Annotated in this window: 28 protein-coding genes; 15 read left to right on the forward strand and 13 right to left on the reverse strand. The window is 34.7% G+C overall.

The genetic code is table 11. The features are described 5' to 3' along the window. Nucleotides 1-18 precede the first annotated feature (18 nt). Nucleotides 19-267 (forward strand): hypothetical protein, encoded by a 249-nt coding sequence (locus tag ACOQN3_RS03550; protein WP_420545109.1) that lies wholly within the window; start codon nucleotides 19-21, stop codon nucleotides 265-267. Between the two features lie 8 nt (nucleotides 268-275). On the opposite strand, the gene ACOQN3_RS03555 is transcribed toward ACOQN3_RS03550, so the two are convergent. Both ACOQN3_RS03555 and ACOQN3_RS03560 read right to left on the reverse strand, forming a co-directional pair. Continuing rightward, entirely contained in the window at nucleotides 276-602 is a 327-nt protein-coding gene (locus tag ACOQN3_RS03555; protein ID WP_420545110.1) for an arsenate reductase family protein, read from the reverse strand. Nucleotides 603-871: 269 nt separating this feature from the next. Further along, complete coding sequence (locus tag ACOQN3_RS03560; RefSeq protein WP_420545111.1) at nucleotides 872-1,828, reverse strand: carboxypeptidase regulatory-like domain-containing protein; 957 nt, start codon at nucleotides 1,826-1,828, stop codon at nucleotides 872-874. A gap of 147 nt (nucleotides 1,829-1,975) precedes the next feature. On the opposite strand from ACOQN3_RS03560, the gene ACOQN3_RS03565 reads away from it, so the two are divergent. Next, on the forward strand, nucleotides 1,976-2,635 hold the full coding sequence (locus ACOQN3_RS03565; RefSeq protein ID WP_420545112.1) for a hypothetical protein: 660 nt from the start codon (nucleotides 1,976-1,978) through the stop codon (nucleotides 2,633-2,635). A 189-nt stretch (nucleotides 2,636-2,824) separates the two neighbouring features. On the opposite strand, the gene ACOQN3_RS03570 is transcribed toward ACOQN3_RS03565, so the two are convergent. Continuing rightward, the gene (locus tag ACOQN3_RS03570; protein WP_420545113.1) at nucleotides 2,825-3,505 is read right to left on the reverse strand and encodes a PAC2 family protein; all 681 of its coding nucleotides are present in this window, start codon (nucleotides 3,503-3,505) and stop codon (nucleotides 2,825-2,827) included. Between the two features lie 297 nt (nucleotides 3,506-3,802). On the opposite strand from ACOQN3_RS03570, the gene ACOQN3_RS03575 reads away from it, so the two are divergent. Continuing rightward, nucleotides 3,803-5,527, forward strand: coding sequence for a DEAD/DEAH box helicase (locus ACOQN3_RS03575; protein WP_420545114.1), 1,725 nt, complete (start codon nucleotides 3,803-3,805; stop codon nucleotides 5,525-5,527). A gap of 11 nt (nucleotides 5,528-5,538) precedes the next feature. Here ACOQN3_RS03575 and ACOQN3_RS03580 read toward each other — a convergent pair whose 3' ends face one another. Continuing rightward, nucleotides 5,539-6,153: a hypothetical protein gene (locus tag ACOQN3_RS03580; protein WP_420545115.1), complete on the reverse strand. Its 615-nt coding sequence runs from the start codon at nucleotides 6,151-6,153 to the stop codon at nucleotides 5,539-5,541. Nucleotides 6,154-6,178: 25 nt separating this feature from the next. Next, entirely contained in the window at nucleotides 6,179-6,757 is a 579-nt protein-coding gene (locus ACOQN3_RS03585; RefSeq protein ID WP_420545116.1) for a hypothetical protein, read from the reverse strand. A gap of 80 nt (nucleotides 6,758-6,837) precedes the next feature. Between ACOQN3_RS03585 and ACOQN3_RS03590 the strand changes: the two genes are divergently transcribed. The 4 genes from ACOQN3_RS03590 (at nucleotide 6,838) to ACOQN3_RS03605 (ending at nucleotide 9,620) form a co-directional block, all read left to right on the forward strand. Next, nucleotides 6,838-7,461: a superoxide dismutase gene (locus ACOQN3_RS03590; protein WP_420545117.1), complete on the forward strand. Its 624-nt coding sequence runs from the start codon at nucleotides 6,838-6,840 to the stop codon at nucleotides 7,459-7,461. Between the two features lie 50 nt (nucleotides 7,462-7,511). Further along, complete coding sequence (locus ACOQN3_RS03595; RefSeq protein WP_420545118.1) at nucleotides 7,512-8,765, forward strand: DUF7482 domain-containing protein; 1,254 nt, start codon at nucleotides 7,512-7,514, stop codon at nucleotides 8,763-8,765. A 120-nt stretch (nucleotides 8,766-8,885) separates the two neighbouring features. Beyond that, on the forward strand, nucleotides 8,886-9,260 hold the full coding sequence (locus tag ACOQN3_RS03600; protein ID WP_420545119.1) for a hypothetical protein: 375 nt from the start codon (nucleotides 8,886-8,888) through the stop codon (nucleotides 9,258-9,260). 108 nt (nucleotides 9,261-9,368) lie between these two features. Continuing rightward, nucleotides 9,369-9,620, forward strand: coding sequence for a hypothetical protein (locus ACOQN3_RS03605; protein ID WP_420545120.1), 252 nt, complete (start codon nucleotides 9,369-9,371; stop codon nucleotides 9,618-9,620). Nucleotides 9,621-9,638: 18 nt separating this feature from the next. Here the strand turns inward: ACOQN3_RS03605 and ACOQN3_RS03610 are convergent, their stop codons facing one another. The 4 genes from ACOQN3_RS03610 to ACOQN3_RS03625 all read right to left on the reverse strand — a co-directional run bounded on the left by ACOQN3_RS03610 (nucleotide 9,639) and on the right by ACOQN3_RS03625 (nucleotide 13,248). Next, nucleotides 9,639-9,782, reverse strand: a complete 144-nt coding sequence (locus tag ACOQN3_RS03610) for a DUF5679 domain-containing protein (RefSeq protein WP_420545121.1) — start codon at nucleotides 9,780-9,782, stop codon at nucleotides 9,639-9,641. Between the two features lie 185 nt (nucleotides 9,783-9,967). Continuing rightward, nucleotides 9,968-10,396 carry a hypothetical protein gene (locus ACOQN3_RS03615; RefSeq protein ID WP_420545122.1) on the reverse strand — a complete coding sequence of 143 codons (429 nt, stop codon included), beginning with the start codon at nucleotides 10,394-10,396 and terminating at the stop codon, nucleotides 9,968-9,970. Between the two features lie 76 nt (nucleotides 10,397-10,472). Then, on the reverse strand, nucleotides 10,473-11,921 hold the full coding sequence (locus ACOQN3_RS03620; RefSeq protein WP_420545123.1) for an FAD-binding oxidoreductase: 1,449 nt from the start codon (nucleotides 11,919-11,921) through the stop codon (nucleotides 10,473-10,475). A 10-nt stretch (nucleotides 11,922-11,931) separates the two neighbouring features. Then, the gene (locus ACOQN3_RS03625) at nucleotides 11,932-13,248 is read right to left on the reverse strand and encodes an HD domain-containing protein (protein ID WP_420545124.1); all 1,317 of its coding nucleotides are present in this window, start codon (nucleotides 13,246-13,248) and stop codon (nucleotides 11,932-11,934) included. 114 nt (nucleotides 13,249-13,362) lie between these two features. Between ACOQN3_RS03625 and ACOQN3_RS03630 the strand changes: the two genes are divergently transcribed. Next, a complete protein-coding gene (locus ACOQN3_RS03630; protein ID WP_420545125.1) occupies nucleotides 13,363-13,770 on the forward strand; it encodes a hypothetical protein in 408 nt (135 codons plus the stop codon). 36 nt (nucleotides 13,771-13,806) lie between these two features. Here ACOQN3_RS03630 and ACOQN3_RS03635 read toward each other — a convergent pair whose 3' ends face one another. Then, nucleotides 13,807-14,367 carry a DnaJ domain-containing protein gene (locus ACOQN3_RS03635; RefSeq protein WP_420545126.1) on the reverse strand — a complete coding sequence of 187 codons (561 nt, stop codon included), beginning with the start codon at nucleotides 14,365-14,367 and terminating at the stop codon, nucleotides 13,807-13,809. 13 nt (nucleotides 14,368-14,380) lie between these two features. Then, on the reverse strand, nucleotides 14,381-14,824 hold the full coding sequence (locus tag ACOQN3_RS03640) for an Lrp/AsnC family transcriptional regulator (RefSeq protein WP_420545127.1): 444 nt from the start codon (nucleotides 14,822-14,824) through the stop codon (nucleotides 14,381-14,383). A gap of 117 nt (nucleotides 14,825-14,941) precedes the next feature. On the opposite strand from ACOQN3_RS03640, the gene ACOQN3_RS03645 reads away from it, so the two are divergent. From ACOQN3_RS03645 to ACOQN3_RS03675, 7 genes are all read left to right on the forward strand, one after another. Beyond that, the gene (locus ACOQN3_RS03645) at nucleotides 14,942-15,169 is read left to right on the forward strand and encodes a tetratricopeptide repeat protein (protein WP_420545128.1); all 228 of its coding nucleotides are present in this window, start codon (nucleotides 14,942-14,944) and stop codon (nucleotides 15,167-15,169) included. Nucleotides 15,170-15,250: 81 nt separating this feature from the next. Beyond that, nucleotides 15,251-16,252 carry an aldo/keto reductase gene (locus tag ACOQN3_RS03650; protein ID WP_420545129.1) on the forward strand — a complete coding sequence of 334 codons (1,002 nt, stop codon included), beginning with the start codon at nucleotides 15,251-15,253 and terminating at the stop codon, nucleotides 16,250-16,252. Nucleotides 16,253-16,651: 399 nt separating this feature from the next. Continuing rightward, a complete protein-coding gene (locus tag ACOQN3_RS03655; RefSeq protein ID WP_420545130.1) occupies nucleotides 16,652-20,041 on the forward strand; it encodes a multicopper oxidase domain-containing protein in 3,390 nt (1,129 codons plus the stop codon). Nucleotides 20,042-20,243: 202 nt separating this feature from the next. Beyond that, entirely contained in the window at nucleotides 20,244-20,636 is a 393-nt protein-coding gene (locus ACOQN3_RS03660) for a hypothetical protein (RefSeq protein WP_420545131.1), read from the forward strand. Next, nucleotides 20,633-20,863, forward strand: a complete 231-nt coding sequence (locus ACOQN3_RS03665; RefSeq protein WP_420545132.1) for a hypothetical protein — start codon at nucleotides 20,633-20,635, stop codon at nucleotides 20,861-20,863. Before ACOQN3_RS03660 ends, ACOQN3_RS03665 begins: the two co-directional genes overlap by 4 nt. Before the next feature lie 24 nt (nucleotides 20,864-20,887). Next, nucleotides 20,888-21,463 (forward strand): matrixin family metalloprotease, encoded by a 576-nt coding sequence (locus ACOQN3_RS03670; RefSeq protein ID WP_420546593.1) that lies wholly within the window; start codon nucleotides 20,888-20,890, stop codon nucleotides 21,461-21,463. 133 nt (nucleotides 21,464-21,596) lie between these two features. After that, nucleotides 21,597-22,106, forward strand: a complete 510-nt coding sequence (locus ACOQN3_RS03675; protein WP_420545133.1) for a tetratricopeptide repeat protein — start codon at nucleotides 21,597-21,599, stop codon at nucleotides 22,104-22,106. Here the strand turns inward: ACOQN3_RS03675 and ACOQN3_RS03680 are convergent. Together ACOQN3_RS03680 and ACOQN3_RS03685 are read right to left on the reverse strand one after the other, a co-directional pair. Then, entirely contained in the window at nucleotides 22,093-22,266 is a 174-nt protein-coding gene (locus ACOQN3_RS03680; protein ID WP_420545134.1) for a hypothetical protein, read from the reverse strand. The two genes, ACOQN3_RS03675 and ACOQN3_RS03680, sit on opposite strands and share 14 nt — an antisense overlap. 231 nt (nucleotides 22,267-22,497) lie before the next feature. Next, a complete protein-coding gene (locus ACOQN3_RS03685; RefSeq protein WP_420545135.1) occupies nucleotides 22,498-22,629 on the reverse strand; it encodes a hypothetical protein in 132 nt (43 codons plus the stop codon). Nucleotides 22,630-22,645: the final 16 nt, after the last annotated feature.

Below are 22,645 nucleotides of genomic sequence, written 5' to 3' on the forward strand. Positions count from 1 at the left end.
CAAAGTACAGGCGATATTATGAGTGCAAATACAATTAGAAAAGCAAAAAAATTAGTTGAGAGTGGTGGCGTAGCTCAAATTGAAGATGATTTATTTCAGATAAAATCTCTATCTGATCCAACTAAATCTTATTTTGTAACATCTGATACATGTGAATGCCCTGGATTCAAAAATTTCTATAAATTTCATCATGGCAAGGGATTAAAAGCAAATTGCTCTCATCTTGAGGCCATACGTATATTCAAAGAAACACAGTCTGATAAATGATTTATTTTTCATGTCTTGTTTGGCTTTCCTACAACGGCGGTATTTCCTTTTACTATGATTGGCCTCATGATCAAACCCGGATATTTCACCATTAATTTTATGATCTCTGTTTCTGTTTTTTCGTTATTTTCAAGATTCAACTGTTTGTACATTTTGTCTCTCTTTCTGATAAGTTCTGATGGCTTTTTACCTGTTAACTTCAATATTTTTGTAAGTTCCTTTTCTGATAATGGGTCTTTGAAAAAATCCCTTTTTTCAATATCTGAATTCAATCTTTCTAGTTCTGAAATTGTTTTCTTACATGTAATACAAGATGATTTGTGATATATTTTCAATATTTTAATAGATTATTTTACCTTAAAAATTGTTTACAGGGTTGAAAATCAATTCAAGTACTGCGAATCAATTTTTTAAAATCTTCAGAACTTTGCTAAAAACTACATTCCTTACATATCTGCCAACTTCTTTTCTTTAAAATCGATAATGTGAGTTTGTAGGAAATAGAATGTACCCTTCCTCTCCATTTTAGACAAGGTGTTGATATGCAATTTTCATTTTTTTTCTTTTCTAAATCATGTTATAAACTCAACATAGAATTTATCAATTATTCATCATTCTGAGAATCTTTGTCTTCATTTTGAACCTCTTCTATTCTTTCTGATTCTTTTTCATCTTGATTTTTTTCAGGAATCTCTTCAGAATTTTCTTCATTGAATTTTTCTAATTCTTTTTTGGATATTGAAATTTTATCCAAGTATGCTTTTCTTGCTTCTTCAAATGTTCCTCCACTCGCAATAATTTCATCTTGAATCATTTGAGCTTCTTTAAACATATTTTTTGTAAAATTCATTTGTGATGCTATTGTTTCTCTTATTTCTGGATTGAGACTTTGAATATAACTGTCATAGAAATATCCTTCATAAATTCCAGCACCTACTTTTGATTCAATTAATTTTTCTTTCCTAATGTTTTCTGCTATGGTTCTTTGCTCTTCCAAGTAAATTTGATCTTTAATAGGTTCTCTCAATTTGCTCTTCTCCTCAATTAGTTCTACAAGAAGTTTGTGGTAATACTTGAATAATGTTTGACCTATTGGGTCTTTCTCAAAATCTGTTTCTTTTGAGCCTAAATATTTTCTAGCTTGTTCTGTAGATAATTTTTCTTGTAATGCAGATATTGGTGTTACTTCTCCTTTCACTTGAAATTCCATACTGGTAAGACCCATCATCTCATACCATGTTGCTACTATGTTGATTTTGTAAGTTCCTGGGGTTTTCTTAAAATCCTTAAACTCTGCTGTGAATTTACCATATGGATCAGTGAATGTCTTTATTGTATCTGTCCCTGTTCTTACTTGCACTTCTGCCCCTCTAATAGGCTCATAGGCATGATCAACTATCTTGCCTTTAATTTTCACTGATTCTCCTTGATATATTGCTCCTTTGTCAACCTCTGAAATTACAATCAACTCCCAGAGTTCTGCATTGGCATTAGTTGAAATTCCCACAAAAAACGATAAAGCACACATTACTGTTAATGCTGTTAGAGTAATTTTGTGCACGATTTGGCTTTCATTTTGAATTGTTAAAATCCAGTATGAAAAAAAATTTGCTTTTTTTCAATTTTTTTTAAGTAACTGTATTTGCTTATTATGGTCTATTCTCTTCTACTACCAATTCTTAAACCCTGAAACTCTCTATTCTTTTTAATGGACTTGGAAAAATTCAAAAAAGATGTTTCTGCTATGACTAATAGCTTATCTAAGCATGTAGGCGAATCTGATTTTCCAAAACTTGACTATGTTAGGTTGCAACTTATTGGAATGTATAAGAAAAATTTGGTAAAAATCAATCACTCCATTCTGGAATTGATATGTGCAAGTAATCTCATTTCCCGAGGATATGCTGTTGATGTTGAAAAAAGCGTTTCTGACATTCTTGTTTGCGATATTTATGCAAAAAAGGGAGGCGGTGACACTATTATTGAGATTGAGACTGGATTTACCCCACCTGAGCATGCTATGGATACTACTGACTATTTTGCAGCTCGAATTATGAGTAAAATTGCAAGATATAGCCAATATTGCTCAAAATTTTCTCTTGCTACTCCTGTTACTGGAATTTTACCTATTCCTAAAATCTTTATGCTGCCCCCAAGTGCAAGAAAGCCTGAGGATATAGATTCTGTAAAATCTCTTTGTGATCTTTATTACAAAAATCCGCCTATATCCTATGAAAATATTCTAAATGCTCGTTTGCATTCTATTTATCTAATAAATATAGACAAAAGTTTTGCAAAGGAAATCGATCCACAAAGATATGTAGAACTGACTCAAAACCTTCTTGGGTATGGCCAAATTAAATACTAGTTTGAATTGGCTTAGAAAAAATTCAAATTCATCTGTTGTTTAATAATTTTTGATGATCTGCGCTGCATGTGAAACTCGTAAACACTATGAGTGTATAGACTGTATGAATAATCATCAAACTTACCTTTGTTCTTGTGATTGTCATGATGAAAATACTGAACCTCATGAAGTTGGAAAGTCTCACTAACCCTAATTTCTAAACTTTCTTTCCACTTCTTGGGCCATTATTTCTAGATGGCTTGTATCTCCTAATTTTCTATAGGTTAGTTTTTCAAGTGTTTTGATGATGCTTATTGCTGATCTGTATTGTGGAATTTCAGGCTCATTTAACTCTCCATACATACCAATTCCGTGTATTTTGTTTTGTTTTGCAAATCCCAAAATCAAGCCATTAAATCCAGTAATTATAGATTTTTGTGGTGTAGTCTGCATATCTAATCCTTCCATCTGTTTTGTTAATTCCCTTGATGTTGTAGTTATGTATGTTCTTGGAGTGTTCTGGAATCTCCTTTTAGTGTGGAACCCTCCTAATGTATAGATAAATTTTGCAGAATATTTTTTTGCAATGTCTATTACGTCTTGGCATAATGCGTTTAACTCATTGTTATTTTGAGGTTGACCTTTCCCTCCACCAAAAATTATAAGATCTTCTGTGTATCTGTATTCCCAACTCTCATTTGGAACATCAATGCATCCTCCTTTATCAACTACATATGTTGGATACGATGTCTTTGCTGTCCTGAAAGTTTTTGTTCTTAAGGAATCATTTAGAAAATTTATTACGATACTACCAACATTTCCCATGTCTTGCATTGCTGCAATTACTATTGGTTTTTTTACAACAGGTTCATCTTCTTGAATGAATTCCATCTCTTCTCTCAAACCTAATCTTGTTTAAACATATGTTGTTGCAGAAAATTCCTAGATTTTAAAAAATTTGATCTTATTTTTTTTATTCTTTCTATTTGATCGAATTCTTTATTTCTTTTCTAATATGTATGCTAATTTTGAATTTTGTGAATAAGTCTAGGCTTGAAAAAATTGATGAATTTTCCCTAAAAATTAGTATTTCATCATATTTTAATCATTACAGTCTATTTGTATTTTTTTTTTGATCTGCAAAAATATGAAGATTCATAAGGCAAAAAATTGTCTTATCCACAAATTATGGAAACATCCATGGAAAATATTGGAACATTAGAGTATGTGCTTGACAAATATTCTAAAATTTGGAGTTGGAAAATTACCGGAGATCGTGCAGTTGGTATGATTTCTAGATTAGTTCCAGAGGCTTGGTATGGCGAAAATGTTAATGAAGTGATTATCCCTGATAGCGAAGAAAGCGTCAAACAGATTAAGCTCATCCTTGATAGGTATCCTCTTGAAATACTGTCAAAATCTGCATGGCAAAGAAAAATTGTCAAAACATTTGCTCCTAAACCTACGCTTCCTCCTGTGAAACACAAACTTAAACGAGCAAAAACTGGTTCTCAATTTCGTGGAAAACTATTAAATTTTCAAAAAGAAGGACTTGATTTTCTTCTAAAATCTTCAGGTAATGCATTACTTGCAGATGAAATGGGACTTGGTAAAACAGTTCAAACTCTATCATATGTGGCGACTGAAAAACAAACTTTCCCATTATTGGTGGTTGCCCCATTGGTAACATTGAACAATTGGGAAAGAGAAATAGGAAAATTTCTAAAAAAGAAGAGCCGAAATGGACGTATTATTGAATCAGAATCCCCTAGTGTAACACTTATTCGAACAGGAAAATCACAAGAACTTCCAAAAACTGACATTTATGTAATTAATTATGAATTACTCTTCAAGAGATATAATGATCTTGCCAAAGTTGGAATAAAAACAATAGTGTGTGATGAGGTACACAACCTGAGATCAAAGACTACTCAAAAATACAAATCTGTAAAAAAACTTGCAGCATTGAAAACTGTTCTGTATAGAATTGGTCTTTCAGGAACTCCGATTTACAATAGGGGTTCTGAAATCTGGCCTATCATTGATATTATCAAACCTGGGTTGCTTGGAAGCTTTAAGGAATTCTGTGAATACTTTTGTTATGTCAATGAGAAAGGAAAAGCAATTGTTTTAGAAAACAAACGTGCTTCTCTAAGAAACGAATTACAAAAGCATGTGATGCTAAGACGAAAAAAATCTGATGTGCTAAAGGAATTAAAAGACAAGGTACGCTACAAGGAAGTTATTGCTTCTGACACTGATTATTATCTTGAAGAATTAGATAAAATATGGAAACGACTTGAAGAAGAACAAAAAGAAGCAGAAACAGAGTTTTCAAAATCTGCGTCATATCACAGAGCAATTCAAAGTGAAAGACAAATTGCAGGTGTTGCCAAGCTACCTCACGTAATCAATTTTGTTAAAAACATAATGGAAATAGAAGAAAGTGTTGTTGTTTTTTGTCATCATAAGGTAATCCACAAATTACTGCATGAGAGTCTTCAGGAATTCTCTCCTGTATCTATTATTGGAGGCCAATCTGATAATATGAGGCAAGATCAAATAGACAAGTTCCAAAAAGGCGAATCAAAACTAATGATTGCTGGCCTACGTGCAGGAAATGTAGGTATTAACCTGACTCGTGCCAAGTATGTTATTTTTGCAGAGCTTGATTGGAGTCCTGCCATTCATAGGCAAGCTGAAGATAGACTCCATAGGATAGGACAAAAGAATACTGTATTTGCATATTATTTGATAGGCACCGGCACTCTTGATGATCATGTGGCAAATATTTTGGTTGATAAGAGCTATGAGATTGATGAGATAATGGATGAGTCTACCGATAATTATGAAAACAAAACCAAAGCCGAACTAATCTTGGCTCAAATACAAGATAAAATCCGCACTAAATAATTTCTGCTACCCTAAATTCTTAATTTTTCTTTTAGTTTGAATACTTTTTTTACAATTTCATTCTTGCTTGATTCTTCAATCTGTGAATCTTGTATTTCTTTTATTATTTCATTAATTATGCTAAAAACTTCTGTGTCTACAGTTGGATTTGAAATCTCGTTATTTTCAAATCCTAAAGTTTCAGTACTGTCAATTTTTTCTATTCCTTCTGGAAGTATTTCATAAACTTTGATTATTTTTTCTTCCTGCCTTTGTGCAGACATTAGAATAAATTGATTTTTTCTTAATTTTTCAATATCTTCAGTGAGGTTTTCTTCTTTTTCTCTAAGAAAATCTGCTATCTCGTTTGTATTACAAGATCTTACTTGTAGCAATCTCAATATTTTGGCCCATTTTGGAATATTCTCACTCCATAATGTTTCTCTTCCAATTTCTGTAATTGAAAATGATCCGTTGGTGTTTAATGAAATTAATTTTCTATCTTTGAGTGATGCAAGCGCATCTAATAATCTACCAACCCCTAGTCTCTTAAGATTTGAATTCTCTAGATTATTTTCATCAAATGTTCCATTTTCTTTTATAGCTAGGTGCAAAATTTCTAAATCTACGGTACCTAACTTTCTCATGATTTTTTAAATTCCCAAATATTTATCACTCTTTCCACCTTTTAATTTCCATTGAAATAATTTCTAAAGATTTATCTAATTTTTTTAAATTGGCTATGTTGGCATTAACCCACTTTTTGTATTCATTAATTGATCCCAGTCGAAATTTAGGGTCATTGATACTTTTTGCCAAAAACCACATTTCCCTGTATGCAAAAATTATTTTCCCAATCAGTAACTCTTCCTTGTTAAGAAAAACATTCATAATTTTTACTATTTTTTTCTCATTTTCAGGCTTTAGTAAAATCAACTTTTCAAATTGAGTTTTTTTCAAAATATGAAATCTCTCAAAAACGCTGTTGCTTATCGTTCTCATTTTTCTAATTTTTTCATCATAATCTGACAAAAAATTTTCTGCCCATCGTTTACCTTTAATTTCATCTTCAAAATCTATCTCTTGAGATTTTTCGATTTCTTGTATTACCTGTTTGTTGGTGTCCTTATGCCACTTGATAAATTCCAACAACTCTGTATTTTTTTTTGATGAATGATTACAGATATCTGAGAATGTCTCTAATGTTTCTTCATTATTTGGGAAAAAATTTTGAATTTGTGGATGAATCATTAATTTCTATTTTTTTATATCCTTAAAAACGTGATTTGTCCTTTCTTCAAAATTATATGTGGTCATGAATCATTTTTTTTATGGTTCATTATGAACTGCCAAAACTGTCTTATCATTATGGTGATCTAGAACCTTTCATTGACGAAAAGACAATGCAAATACATCATCAGATCCACCATCAATCATATGTTGATGGATTGAATGATTCTCTTCTGAAAATAGGAGCTGCATCTCATCCTAAATACATTTCATCTATTTTATCTGATCTGAAATCTGTGCCTGAGGAAATGCGTATCTATGTTGATTTTTTTGGAGGGGGTTTTGAGAATCATAAATTTTTTTGGGATGTGCTTATTCCTGATGGCGGTGATGCTCCTGGTGGCAAACTTGCAGATTCAATTGAAGTATATTTTGATACCTTTGAAAATTTTAAAAAAATTTTTTCAGATACTGCAACATCAATACAAGGAAGTGGTTGGTGTTGGTTAGTGTTTAATCATACTTTTCATAAAGTCGAAATCATCTCCACTCCGAACCAAACTAGTCCTTGGACTATGCAAAAAACTCCTTTACTTGCTTTAGATATGTGGGAGCATGCATATTATCTGAAATATCAAAACCAAAAACTTGATTATGTTCATGAATGGTGGAATGTAATTAATTGGGATTTTGTTGAAAACAGATTCGCTGAAGTTTCTGGATAATTGTCTGATTTGGACAAATTCTTTTAAAGTTAAATCGAATTTTTCTCTACATGAACAAGAGTCTAAGATACATTGCACTTCTTGCAATTTTGCCCTTGTTTACAGCCGGATTGGGCACTGATTATGTCTCAGAAGCTGAGGCCCTAAAAAGCCAAGGAGTGGGAACTTCAAAGTATGGTTCTCAAACTGATGTCTGTGGATTACAACTGTGTTCGGAAATTCCAGGCGGAAAAGCCGCATGGATGGCAGAACAAAAAACAAGCACAACTCCTGCTGATGCACCAGAAACTCAGATGACTGATGAAGATCATGATTCTAAGATGACTGATGCTGACTTGGGCTCTGAACTTAGATTATCAAGAGCAAATGTCCCAGCTGAAATTCCAATGCATAAGGGATACTACAACGGTGGAGATGTTTATTTTATCGTCACTGATTCTAGTGATCCTACTCACGCCGATGTGATTACAGAAAATCAAGGATGGAAAGTGGAACTTGCCCCTCTACTGAAAAACACCCCTGCAGATGCACTGTCTAAAATTTTTGTGTTTACAAATGGTGTTGAAGGTGATGGCATTCACGGATTTCAAGGTGAAGTCTTCACTAGTACTCCTGCACAACCTGATGTATACAGTGCATTGACCTCTCATGTACATGCAACATGGACACAAGAGGCTACTCCGAGAGTACTTGATTCTGAATCTGCAATTATGGAAGCAGCTGATAATGGAGAAATTTCTCTAGCAGAACTTGAAGTAGTCTTGAACATGCCACAAATCATTTGGCCTGAAGGTCAGATGATTGTGAAAGAAGACAAAACTCTCACAGATGAAACTCCATACGGTGGCGGACAAGTTCTTGAAATCGATACAGAAGAGATGACTGTAACTTTCGTTGCTCATCGTGGATGGGGACCTGATGGTAGAACAATCTATTACATTGTAACTGATGCTACTCCTAGTGGTCCTGCTGGTATGATGGGTGTTGTTAGTTCCCCTACCTCTGCAAGTTTGATTGCAAATTCAGCAGCTGTAGACTTGTATCAGTTCAAAAATGGTCTGAAAAGTACTGGTCCATTGGGATTCCAACCTGGAATAGCAGCAGGTGCTCCTGGTGATGATAACTATTCCCCGATGTGGAGAATATTCATGATTGGTTGGGATAATCCAGATCAAGCTCAGTTACTTGAAACCATTGATGACATCAACGCATACAGAGAAGCTGGCCTAATCGACATTGGTATTGCACGTCCAATGGATAGTGATCATATTGTAAACTGTCCATTCATTGACCCCTTCCAATGAAGATCCACTATTTTTTCATTTTTTTAAAACTAGACAAATGTTAATTTTTTTTTTAAAAATTTAATAAATTTTCAGATAATCAAGTGGCCTACTTATTTTTGACTATTGCGAAAAAAACCCATGAGTATTGCAGGAATGTATATGTTAAACTCTAGTGAGTACCAAGAAGAAAAGATACCACAGGCTCTTGAAATGCTATATATGGATCGCAAAAATGAATTTCGAGAACTTAGTCAGGTGCTTTTAACTGAAAAGGCACTCAAATCCATGCCAAATTGGAAAGAATTTGTCCTGAATTTCAGTTTGGATGTGGAAGAGGCTTTTAAGACGTGGTCTGGAAAAAGTCCTCTCTTAGTGAGCTCTCCACAAAAAGCATTGACTTTGTTAAGGCAGCTAGGACATGACAAGACCTCTATGAACCAACTTGCTCATCTTCTTAACATGTCATATAATCTGTCTGTTGAATTCAAAGAGATTTACAAACGCTTGAAGTAGTTTGTTTTCTCTTTTCAATTTTATTCTAAAAAATTATTGTTGAATAATTTTTTTAAAACCATATTTGCAAAACAATCATTTTTATCTATTAACAAATCGTAATTTTTTATGGATTTTATGCTAGAAGAAGAACTCATTGATTTGATGACTTTTTGTTTACAAAATCCAGAATCTTCTGAAGTACCTGAAAAGCATAAACGAATTTCTGAAATTGGAAAAGAGTTGTATGATGATGGTGGTGTTGATGCTTTGGAAAATTTCTTCTTCGTTTTGAAGAACAGAATTATGGAAGAAATAGAAAAAGATCCATCCTCAATGCGTTCGCTTTGGAATGGTCTTACCGATGAATGGCATTACTGAATTTTCTTAATAGTGAGTTTATCCTCTACCTATTCTGAAAATGGCTGTTTTACAGGTTGGGCATGTGCCTTTGACTGCTGGTTTGCCGTTTTTCATCGTGTATGGTTTTGCACCTTTAATGTCGCGTTTGTCTCGACATTTTACACAATATCCTATTGTCATACTAGCTAAAACTATTATGTCGTATTAGCGAGATCGAGTTGATTTTTTTTCACTATTAGGCAAATCCTGTATCTGAAATTGTGGCATTTTTGATTTTTTTCGATTTTTTGATATTTATTTTTGAAAAAAATGAACAATTTGTTAGAATTCATTAAATATGTCCTCTAAATTGATGTCTCTTTCGTCTAACTTACGTTGATTTTCAGTGTCTTGAAGTTTGATAATGCGTTGTGCTCTAACAACTCTTCCCATACAAAAACCTCTGCAACATATTCTCCCTCTTTTTCTGGAATCCATGACAATGATGTACTAAATTTCTGGTTTGGTGCAAGTGCCCCACTGACCCAACCTACTGAAACGGTCATTTCTGATTTGTCTTTAATTTGAACAATGTATACAAATGTCTGAGATTCATTTTGAAGATTTTTTACGTCTGATGAAATTAGGATTTGCTGATAAACATTGACAGTATCTGCAATTGGTGCTCCAAATGCATTTTCAAGTCTTGGATTTTCAATTGACGATCTTTCTAATTCCGTTAAAGCAAATGCTGGTATGATTCCTATTGATATTGTTAATAGGGCAAATAACAATCCTGTTTTCTCAATAATCACGATTTTTTGGATTTTTTTTTGATAATAAAGCGTTTCTCTAATCTATCTTCTTTATGTGCTCATCTGTAAAAATTTCTTACATGTTTTTGATAACTGTACTATGATCTGTAATGATCTTGTCTGGATTGAGAATGTTGCACGGATCAAATATTTTTTTGACCTCTGTAAATAGTCTGTAATTTTTTGGTCCGTATTGTTTTTTTATGAATTCTGAGCGAGCAAGACCATCTCCGTGTTCTGCAGTAATTGTTCCTCTCATCTTTATTATCTCATCAAAGTACTCAATTGCAATTTTTTTAATCATTTTTGTATTCTTTCTATCTGCGATTAATCGGACATGGATGTTCCCATTTCCTGCATGCCCATATGCTATGGATTTTGTGTTGTATCTTTTGTTTATCTTGTTGACTGTTTCAAACAATGCTGGTAATTTTTCCAGAGGAACTGCAGCATCTTCAATCACATGTGGTATTTGCTGTTCTTTTTTAATCGATTTTAGGCTATAATGAAGTGAAGAATCTCTGTATCGCCACCATTGAGAAATCTCTTCTTCTTTCTTTGTTTCTTTTATTATTTCTCCTTTGTTTATAGAATCTTTGAATCTACTCTTTTTTGATTGAATCTCACTGTCGTATTCTACAAATAAAAAACTCTTGAATTTTTCTCCTAATTCCAAATTTACTTTCTTTATTGTATTTCTGTCAACGTACTCTAATGCTGTGGGTTTTGTTTTGATTATGCTGATGCATTCTTCTGAGGCGTCCCTTTCTGAATTGTATCCTGTTATGAACAGAACGCGTTGTTTTGGAATGTCTTTTATCTTTAATTTTACTGACAGAATAATCCCTAACGTTCCTTCTGATCCAATAATTGTCTTGTAGATGTCGCTTAACTTTTCTACTTTATCTAATCTATATCCTGATGAATTTTTGGTTACTTTTGGGATCTTGGATTTGTCTATTTTTTTTGCAATCTTTAAGATCTTTTTTACGTATTGATTTTCATCTCCTGGAAGAATAATTTTTTTCCCTCTTCCATCTATAAATGTAATTTCTGAGACATTGTCTATCATACTTCCATATTTTAAACTCCTACTTCCACTAGAATTATTGCCAAGCATTCCTCCAATTGTACAAAACATACCAATGGATGGATTTGGCGGAAAAAATTTTCCATGTTTTTTTAATTTTTTATCCAGAAATCCTTTTGTTATTCCTGTACCTACTTTGACATGAGTTTTTCGTATCTTACATAAATTGAAATTTTTCATGTCTAAAATTATTCCCTTATTTAATGCACTTCCAACTAGTCCTGTACCGCCACCTCTTGGTGTAACTCCCATCTTGAATTCTCTTGCAATCTTTATTGTGTTGATTACATCGCTGTCATTTTTTGGAATAACTATTATTTTTGGAATGATTTGGTACGAACTGGCATCCAAAGAATAAAACTCTTTGAAATATTTTGAATAATGTACCTCTCCTTCTATCTTATTCTCTAAAGTGGTGAATATTGTTTTTTTCATTTGATTGTGACTATATTTTGATTCTGTAATAATCCCATCTTTCGGGATCAAATAGAGTTACAAACTCTGCTTGTTCTTTGGTTATTCTAGCACGTATCACATCTCTTAGTGCAAAGCTTGTAAGATATCTGTATTTCATTGAGTGAGCTTGCATTATGAATAGGTGGCGCATCTCGCTTCCTCCCTTGAGTCCCCAATACCCCATTTTCAGCGCTAATGGTTCTAGGAATATCGTATTTCCTAATCCATAATTTTCATCTCTAATCTCCTCGCGAAGTTTGTATTTTTCTAGTGGGCCTCCTTTTGAAAATCCTACAATTTCCCCATCTTTACCATTTAATCGAAGTGTGTTTAGAATAGTCTGAGGATCTTCTAATGATTCCTTGAATTTTTCTTTTTCAAATTGCAAAGGTCTTGGTAGTTCTAAAAATATGTCATACAACGCATCTTTGAAATTCTCATCTTTTCTCATAGACATGTTCTCTATTGTTGGTACTAGTTTCAAATTTTCATATGAATAGTCAGCTTGAATCCTTATCTCTTGCTGTCTTATTTTCATAAATGACAACACAGTATCAAAAAAATTCTTGCGCATCTGTTTTGGAATAGCCTTGAGAATTGTCTTTGACATGTCTGTTTCTTTGTTTAGCAACTCTTCAAAATATGCGACTGAACTTCTTACAATCAGTGATGGACTCCATGCAAGAGCATGTGCGTTCATTTTTGCCATTTCCATTGCCTTTGAAAAATCGCCCAATGCATAACCACTTATTCTATCTACTACTGAGAGATACCATCCCATATCCATGATGTGCTGTTGATATTTTTGATCATTGCGAGTCAAATCTGAATTTTGGAAACACTGCTTGATTTGCTCTTGGGCTTTCTCTTTTAGTTTTCCTGCCCATGGATATGTGGTTCTTAAAATTAGAGCCTTGATTATTTCCAAATCCAAATTAGCAGTAGTGATTAATTCTCTTAGTTTTTTATCCATTGAAATAAATCGTAAAACACTTTCTTCGTGTGGCTTGTCCACATTTTTTTGTGGATCAAAGTCGTGAAACAAGGCTGCCACATACAGGTATTTCAGATCATCTTTTGAAAAAGCAATTTTTTCTTGCCTTGATGCCAAAAGGGAAACGTAGGTAACCTCTAGTTCATGGTCGATATTGTGGTATCCGTAATAATCACTACCTAGAACTTGACTCTCAAATAAATCAATGGTATAGTCTAGCATTTCTACAAAGCAGTCTCCTTCAAACTCATTTTGTACCATTAAACTTAGAATCTCATTTCTCATTGAGTGGGTATTTGCATACTGCTGCAATACAGATCGTTTATGGCTGAAGTTTTTAAAGTTGACTTTGGAAATTCCAAATCTTTGATTAATTTTTGAAGTTTTTAGAAACACTCAATAGAATTATGGTCTGGCTAATCTTGAATGTCAGTAAACCCAGATCTTCTTGAAATTCTAATGAAAAACACTCAGGAGGACAACACACTTGAATTTTTCTTACATCTTAATGATTTTGTTTTTCCAATTGGCGGTGTATCTATAATGAATTCTCCGACCCCTGTAAATGAGCCCACTACCCGTGGTGGCGTTTACTTTTCTGACAAATTTGCATACAAAATGAAGGGAACTCTGCATGATCTTTCTGTCGTATCTTCATTGACCAAGAAAATGTTGGGTCCTAATACAGAATTTGGCAGACTCAAGATCACTAGCAACATTGAGGTTGATGGAAAAAAAATGCCAATTCAAATCTTTACTAATCTTACAAACAGCGTTCAGAGCCCAAACTCTATTGAACTTAGCATGATAATAATTGAACTTGACTATTGCTAAAGAAAAATTTTTTTCTGATGTTTGTTTGATTTTTCTCTAATCTTTTTTCAAGTATCTGTCATAACTTTCTCTGTTCTCTTTGTCTGAGAGTATTTCATATGCTTCATTTATCTCTGCCATCTTTTCTTCAGAGTCTTCATCCTTTGTTTTATCGGGATGAATTTTTTTTGCAAGCTCTCTGAAATTATCTCTTATTTCGTCAAATGTTGCATCTGGTGTAACTCCTAGAACCTCATAATAATTTGGCATCTTTCCTTTATTTGCAGCTTCTCTGAATTTTTTGTCTCTTTTTGTATTCCTTCTCTTTCCTAAATCTTCATAATCATCCCCCCAATCTGAATGATATTTTTCAAAAGTCTTGTCTTTTTTTGACTCAAGGTTTTCTTTGTCGTATGTTGTTTTCTTTCTAAGTATGATGTCTCTTGCCAAAAACAGGAAAATTGCAATGATTGCAATTGCAAAACCGCCAAAAAGCATTATCTTTTCTTCATCTGACACTACCAATTCCATGTCTAATTCATCCGATTGTTGGTATGATGTTTGTATGATGTTGCTAAAGAAAATTACAAAAATTAGAAATATTACTTGTTGCTTCAATTTGGTCTGCCTACTATGTTAATCTAAAGTCTTCTTTGATTGTGTTGAGGACTACATGTGTATTCGTGTTTTCTACATTTGGGATTGCAGCTAGGCTTTTCACAAATTTGCTTAGTTCCCCTCTTTCTTTGAATTTTGCTATTACTACAGTATCTGTAGATCCTGTAATGTCATAGACTCCGCACACGTTTTCAAATTTTGATATCTCCTCTTCAATATCTACAATCTTGTCTTTTTTGGCCATAATCTCAATTATCGCAGTAAGAGAATACCCAAGCTTTTCGTGATCAATTATTGCAGTATATCCGTGAATTATCTTTTCTTTTTCTAGCTTCTTTATTCTTGAGAGCACTGTTACAGTTGACATCCCTAGCTTTAAGGCAAGTTGCCTTGCAGATAGCCTTGCATCTACCATGAGGTTTTTTAGGATTTTTTCATCTGTTTTGTCTAAATTCACATCTAATATTGAAGAAAAATTTATTTAAATTTTCATAAAATACTTAAAAATATGTTTGATGTGCCTGATATTTTTCTGTGATCTTAGACTTTATACAAACACAACATTATCAAATGTATGGATAAAATCCAGGAATTGGTAGAGAGGGGCAAATCATTTCTAGAAGAGGGAAGTTTTGATGAGGCCCTTGCTTTTTTTGAACAAGCTTTGCTGTTAAACCAAGATGATCCTGATTTATGGAACTACAAGGGCGTGGCCCTTCGAAGCATAGGAAGACACCAAGAGGCAATGGATTGTTTTAACAAATCACTGGAGATTGATCCTCGTGATAAAAAAGCCTCTTAGTACAATGCTTTGCATTTGTTGCTGGTTTGGGATTTGATTTTTCTTTGAATTTATAATGTAATGCTTCTTTGGAAGATATAGTTGACTAACATTGATTATGCTACTTTGGCACCCGGACTTGAGATTCCTAGAATTGTCAATGGCATGTGGCAAGTTTCAGGAGGTCATGGAATTATTGACTCTGAGAAAGCAATATCTGAAATGTTTCAATATCATGATGCAGGCCTGACTGCTTGGGATATGGCAGATATTTACGGTCCTGCTGAAAGTTTTTTTGGGGAGTTCCAAAAAAGAAAAGACAAAAAATATTTTGAAAATTCTGTTGGTTTGACTAAATTTGTCCCAAATCCTGGACCTATGACTAGAAGTATTGTTGAGCATTATGTTGATGAGTCAAGAAAAAGGATGAACTTGGAGATAATTGACTTGTTGCAGTTTCACTGGTGGGACTATAATGATTCAAGATATCTTGATGCGCTAAAACAATTAGAAATTCTACGTGATGACGCAAAAAAAATTCGTCATGTTGGTCTGACCAACTTTGATACTGACAGAATGCAAATAATGGTCGACAAGAAAATAAAAATTATTTCTAATCAGGTTCAATATTCAATACTTGACCAAAGACCTCAAGTAATAATGACTGACTTTTGTCAGGAAAATAAAATAACCTTGCTTTGTTATGGGACGTTGCTTGGGGGATTTTTATCTGAAAAATATTTGAATAAACCTGAACCCACAAGGATGGAACTGACAACCTCCAGTCTTCAAAAATACAAGAACATGATTGATTTTTGGGGTGGCTGGAATCTATTCCAAGAACTTTTGTCTGTGCTAAATGACGTTGCCCAAAAACACAATGTCAGCATATCTAATATCTCTACTAGATATGTTTTGGATAAACCTTCAGTGTCTGCAGTAATTGTTGGCACACGTCTTGGAATATCTGAACACATTCAAGATAATCTGAAAACCTTTGATGTGTCCCTTGATGATGAGGATCATTCTAAAATAAACTCTGTTCTTGATAAATCCAACAATCTCTTTGAATCTATCGGAGATTGTGGTGATGAATATCGTTAAGATCTTTCTCTTAAACCTAATTTGGCTTAATCCCCATCTCTATCGTCTGAATCTTCTTCTCTACGGGCAGGTCTAACAGGTACAAACATTATTGTCATGAATGTCTTTTGCAAAATTTGTATTTATGGAAGATGAATGATTTGTACTATTCATTTCTCAGTTACCCTCAAATCTGAATTTGACTTGACTTGCTTGTATAATTGTACATTTCTGCTATTTATTGACTTGTTGAAAATATCTGTTGTTTAGCCTTGAAAGAAAAGATCGATTCTAATATCGTTGCTTTTTACATTAATTTTGAAATACGCTTTTTAATATTGTATGAATAAAGGATTTACTTATATTAATCTACTTTATCAGTTGTACCAATAACTTATGAAACGAACAAATACAATGATAATGACGACAGTTATACTTTCAATTGCACTAACATCTGTTTTTGCATTTGAATTTGATACAAACGATAATCTATCAATAAACAATAATGATATTCCATTTGCCGCAGAAGCTCTATCTAACAATCATCATAAAATAACGATGGAAGCAGTTGCGATGCCTGATGGTATGTATGCATATCGAATGGTATCTTATGTCATCGAGAATGAAGGTGTTGATGGGCCTGATTTGGTTGGAAGTCAATATACTGACAAACCATCGATTCCAGGACCAACAATAATCATGACTGAAGGTGATACTGCAACAGTTACTCTGTTTAATGATGCTTGTGATGATAATTTTGTTAATGGTCCTGAGCATCCCTTGAATCCATTATTGCCCGAATTTTCTGAGACGTCTTTGCTAGGAATGCATGTTCATGGTGTTCACTATGACATCACGGATGATGCATCATATGCTAGGATGAATATGCAAGAGAGTTCCGGTGCAATGTGTGGTGAATCCATTGAATACAAATGGGTTGCAGCAGCTGGTACTGCAGGTGCATGGCCATATCATGACCATACGTTTGCAATAAACGAAGTTGGTGCTGAGGAATTGGGGCTGTTTGGAACTTTGATAATTAACCCATATGACGGCATGGTCAATGGACTAGTCAGAGATGACGGTGTTGTTGATTCCGTACATATAGACAACGTAGAAAAAGAATTTGTTTTGTGGATGGTCTCTACTGAAACTCTTGGAAGAAGCATCTTCTATGGAAATGAAATAGATTATTCCACTGTTGATTATTCTGGTTCTCCTAGTAGTATACGTGAGACTGCATTATGGACAAATCCTAACCTTGTAACTGAAGAAGGAAAAATCTACCGAATTCATGTTCTTGGATTGGGAGATGAAACACATGCTTTCCATCTTCATGGGCATAGATGGACTGAAGATATTCATGAAAGTGCTGCAGTTGAAGACATCATCGATGTAAAGGAAATAACACCTCTACAGAGACATACATTCCTGATTACTGCAAGTGACAATGATTCAGCTGACACCACAGATGGAAATGAAGGATGGATGTATCACTGTCATGTGCTTGATCACATGAAACAGGGAATGACCGGTATGATGCATGTCTTGCCTGCAGGACAAAGTGATAATCTTCCTGTAATTGGTGCAACCTTCACATTAAGTGATGAGCCCGGACTATGGATGAAAACACTTGATGCAGGTGTTGCAGACAAACTGGATAACCATCTTGCAGAACTAGGACTAATTGAAGCACGAGATGGAACAGGTTTCCCATTGTCTTACATTAGCGATGCATTAGAAAATGCAGTTCCTGGAGCTGGTACTAACTTTTCAAATTCTGAAGGACGTTCACTTGCTGTAATCAATCCTGGAGAGACAGTGCTGTTTGGAATGAAAGATTCTCAGACAAAGCATACGATAACTACCCTGATTTATCCAAAAACTGCTACTGATCCTGATGGTGGTCTCCCTGACATTCCTCCTGGAGGAAACGGAATTCTTACAGCCGCAGGTATTGGACACTTTGATCAACAATTAGGAATTCGTGGATCTACTATGATTCTTAATGCTGCTGGCCATCCGGTTGGATTAGACACTCCTGGGCTGTATGTCTTTGTATGTAAAATACATCCATACATGTTCAGTGCAGTCATTGTAGATGATCCTACAACTAATCTCTACATTGGTGGAACATTAAATGAGGATGGAACCATTAAACCAACTGATGAATTATTGCCATTCCCATTGCTTGACTTGTCTCCAAATCTTACTGTTTTGACTAGAACTGGTGATATTGTGGCGCCTGGTCCTGCAACAACGTTCCCAACAACAGTTGAACCAACTCATGTTTTGGCAACAACCTTGCTCAAAACATTCTATGTGATTACTGATCCTAACAACTGGAAGGATTACAATGAGGAAAACTGGACGGTAAGCTTGCCTCCTGTTTTGGTAACTCCTGGAGATGAGAATATCGTGGCAGCACTTGCATATGACACGGCAACAACAAAGTTTGCTGCCGGTGAATTGCATCTGACCACATTGAATGGTTCTGTACCCACTACTGTTATTGGACTTGGATTGGATTCTACCGTGGAAATTCCTGATGTTAAAGCGCCAAAAAAGAAAGGCGTAGGTGAGGTCTGGGTTGATACTCAGTTTGAGAGAACGGCAGACAAAAACCATGAAGGAACTCCCGGTGACAAACCCGGAACAATTACTGTAGTTGATACAAAGACATGGAATATTGATCAAAAGATAGCATTACCGGAAATTGATATGAATCATCCCCACAACATGTGGGCTGATGCCAAAAATGAGGTAGTCTATCAGACCCAATGGTTTGGAACTGATATGGCAATAATTGATAGGGAGAGTGGTGAACTCATTACAGAAGTGTTTACAGGACAATCTCCATCTCATGTTATGACCTCTCCTGACACTGGAAAGATTTACGTTGCAATGAATGGTGAAGAAACAGTAAACGAATTTGACGAGGAAACATTTGAGTTGACTCGACAAATCTCAACTGGTTTCCGATCTCATCCACATGGACATTGGGTTAGCAGCTCAGGACAATATGTCGTGACTCCTGACTTCCTTGGCCTCAAAGCATCTATAATTGATCTGGGTTCAGACACAACAAGTGTTATTGGCTCTCAGTCTATCCTGTATGGTCCGATTGCAACTGGAATGAAAGGTGACGAGTCAGTATTCTATACTGCTGACTTCCTTGGAAATTCAATGACTGCTATAGATCCATCTGATGGTTCAATTGTAGGTCACATTGACTGGCTTGAGGCAGGTGCAGATCTTGGTGCAGGACTCGTGGGTCTTCCAATTCAATCCCCGATTGATCCTACAGATAGTTGGATGGTTGTTGCATTGACACTTGGAGGCAAGATAGGTGTTGTTGATGTTTCCTCAGATCCTGGAGATGTAGTTGCAATACTTCCTTGTGATCCTGGCTGTCATGGCGTACAATGGGGTGCAAAGAAGGACGGTGGATACTATGCATACGTATCAAGTAAATTCTCAAATGCAATGCATGTAGTTGATCCTGATCCAAACGGAGACGGTGATGGCTCTGATGCAAAGATTGCAGGTTCTATTGTTCTAACAAGTACCTTTGACACTGATAGTGATGACCGAGTAATTGGTTATGATGGTATGGGTGGTCAAGGCGTCTTGGCAATTCCAAATGTTTACGAAGGATGGATTCAACAAACTGTTGAACAATGTCAGTCAAAAGGCAAATTCAAGGCTGATCTATGTGGTAGTGAAATGACTAGCTATCTAAAATCCCTAAAGGATTCACAACTAGATCCATTGAATGTCATTGATGACGAGACATCTGACAAGAAATAGAACTCACAAAGTATAACTTCAAAATTTCCTTTTTTTCTTTTATTTTCTTAAATAGTTTACACATCATATATGCAAGAATTTTTGATTTTCTTTACTGCATCTTAATGTTGTTAAAATAAGAATAAAAGAAAAGCTTATGAATATTATATGAGTATATTAATTTAATGAAATTGCTAATTGGGAGTTTCAACATCATAGGATCTTGTTTTTTGGACTTATTGCAATAGGTATTTTGACAGACTCGGTTGCATTTGCCGAAACTGCTCTTTCTTCTGACAACATAGATACCAAGATGTTATCTGATATCCAAGTTGTCATTATTTCTGTAATTATTGTTGGATTGGGCATAATATTGCATACTACATTAGGATATGGACGTGCTAGAAAACAAAACGAATCGGAGATTCTTAAATTTAATCTACTAAGTGATGTTGAGAAAACCAAGACAATAAAACCTGATGGGGCGTCTTTTGATCTATCAAAGTTAGGCCGTTCTGCTCTAGTGGGTACCATCAGCGGATTGATTTTGGTATTGCCCCAAGTTCAAAAAATGACTGAAAATGATCTTATAGGTAATCTTATTCTCGCACTTTGATAGCTACTGTTGCCGGAATTGATGCTGTTGCTAAAAAAACTGGTGTGAATAAACTTGGAACCAGAACTTCTGGAACCGGAACTTCTGGAACCGAAAATAAACCTATTTTCTGCCGAGCTGTATATGCTGCTGATTCAAAAAAAGTAAATTTTGCTGCCCCTGTAGGTAGCGATACTGGTGATATTATAGAAGATGACAAAAAAATATGGAATAATGCAACCACGTAATGGTGTGAGTATTTTACATTTAAAATCTTAGATAAAAACAATGAAGAAATTACAGAAAAGATGCTGAACCGTGCATCAAAATTTGCATGGAAATCTTGGACAATAAGGCTGAATTTTGATGTAAGACAAGCAAAATCTGGAGAACAACCTGATTTTCGTGTACTCATCAGGACTCCTGAAAATGATGAACGTGGGGAGATGGACGATAACACAATAATGTATCATTATTTTCCAATCATGGATGTGGATCATCCTTTGAGAGGTTTATGCGTTATAAATCCCAATTTCTATTATACTGTTAATGGTGAAGGGGTTCCGATGAATTTGATAGATCCCGAGAATTATTCTCCGGGCACCCATGTACGTGGCTCTACTATTGATTTGGATGGGGTGTTGCGACATGAATTTGGTCACGGTATTGGATTGTCACATGATCCAGAACCTGGAAATACCATGTCAACCCCATATATGATACTGGAAGACTTTCTACAACCAAGAGACATAATGAGGGGCGCTGCAAAGTACGTAAAACAGAACATGTCTGAAAGTGATTTACAACGATGGCTCAAATGGCTAAAAAGCAGAAGTGAGGACTATTGATTTTATCTCTGTCATTATGTTAATCAGAGTCGGTTTATTGATTCGCATCTTGTAAAACTAGTTAAAAACTTACAATATTCTAAGAATCGACTTAAAAGAAGTGTATATTATTAACAAAACATTATCTGGTATAGTGCACAAGAAAATAGACAAGATGCTAGCTGAGGCATATGAAAATGTTGAAGATGGAAATTTTGAAGATGCCCTAAAATTGTATAATCTGGCTTTAGCTGAAGATCCTCAAAACGTTTTGGCATTGATTGACAAGGGTGTCACACTGCAGAATCTTGGACGACTCTCACTTGCAATTCGCTCTTATGATAAGGCCTTGTCTTTGTCGCCTGAAAATTTAGACGCTTTAATCAACAAGGGTTCGGCATTTCATTCTGCTCAAAAATACTCTCATGCAATAGAGTGTTATGATGCTGCTCTGAAAATTGATCAAAAATGTGCTATGGCACTTGCCTACAAAGGACTCTCTTTAGGTGAATTGGGAGAATTACAAAATGCCATCAAACATTTCAAAAAAGCACTGTCTATTGACAGTCAGTTTGAATTGGCAAGCATTTCAAAGGAGATTGCCCAAGATCTGCTAAAATCGATAAATACAGAAAAAAAGGCCCAATTGTCTAAAAAACTGTGACATCTCCTGGCGCAGGCTCTTTTGCCAGTTGTTTTTCATGTTCTTCAAAAAAGTCCTTGTGCACCGTATTCTGATGGTCTCTGAGTCCTTCAAGGTTCTCAAATCCTTCATGGCACAAGTAGCATTTTGGATTATCTTCATCAACTAATGGAAGCACCATTGATGCTAATTGTATATTTGAGTACTTATTTCTTCAGAGTTGCTATTCATGTTGAGAATTACAAACACTCCTAGCGTCTAATTTTAAAATTAAACCTGACTGCAACTCAATGACTCGATGGCAGTGCAGTCAGGTCTGGATGACAACTATGTCAGTCGGTCGGTTAAGCGATATGAATAAGCGCTTGTCTTTGTTTAGTGATTTTAAATAATAAAGGAATTGGTACAAAGATTAGAAAGGCTTTTGTACTGAAATTTTTTCACGTGCTTCATCTACAAGACCGATAGCAATAATCAAAACATCTGTTAATTCTAAAATAGATCTTTGATTATGGTGATTAGGAAGTTTTTTGTTGCTGGCCAATTATAATGTCTAAAAT

It is taken from the genome of Candidatus Nitrosopumilus sp. (genome assembly GCF_965223225.1).
Taxonomy (GTDB): domain Archaea; phylum Thermoproteota; class Nitrososphaeria; order Nitrososphaerales; family Nitrosopumilaceae; genus Nitrosopumilus.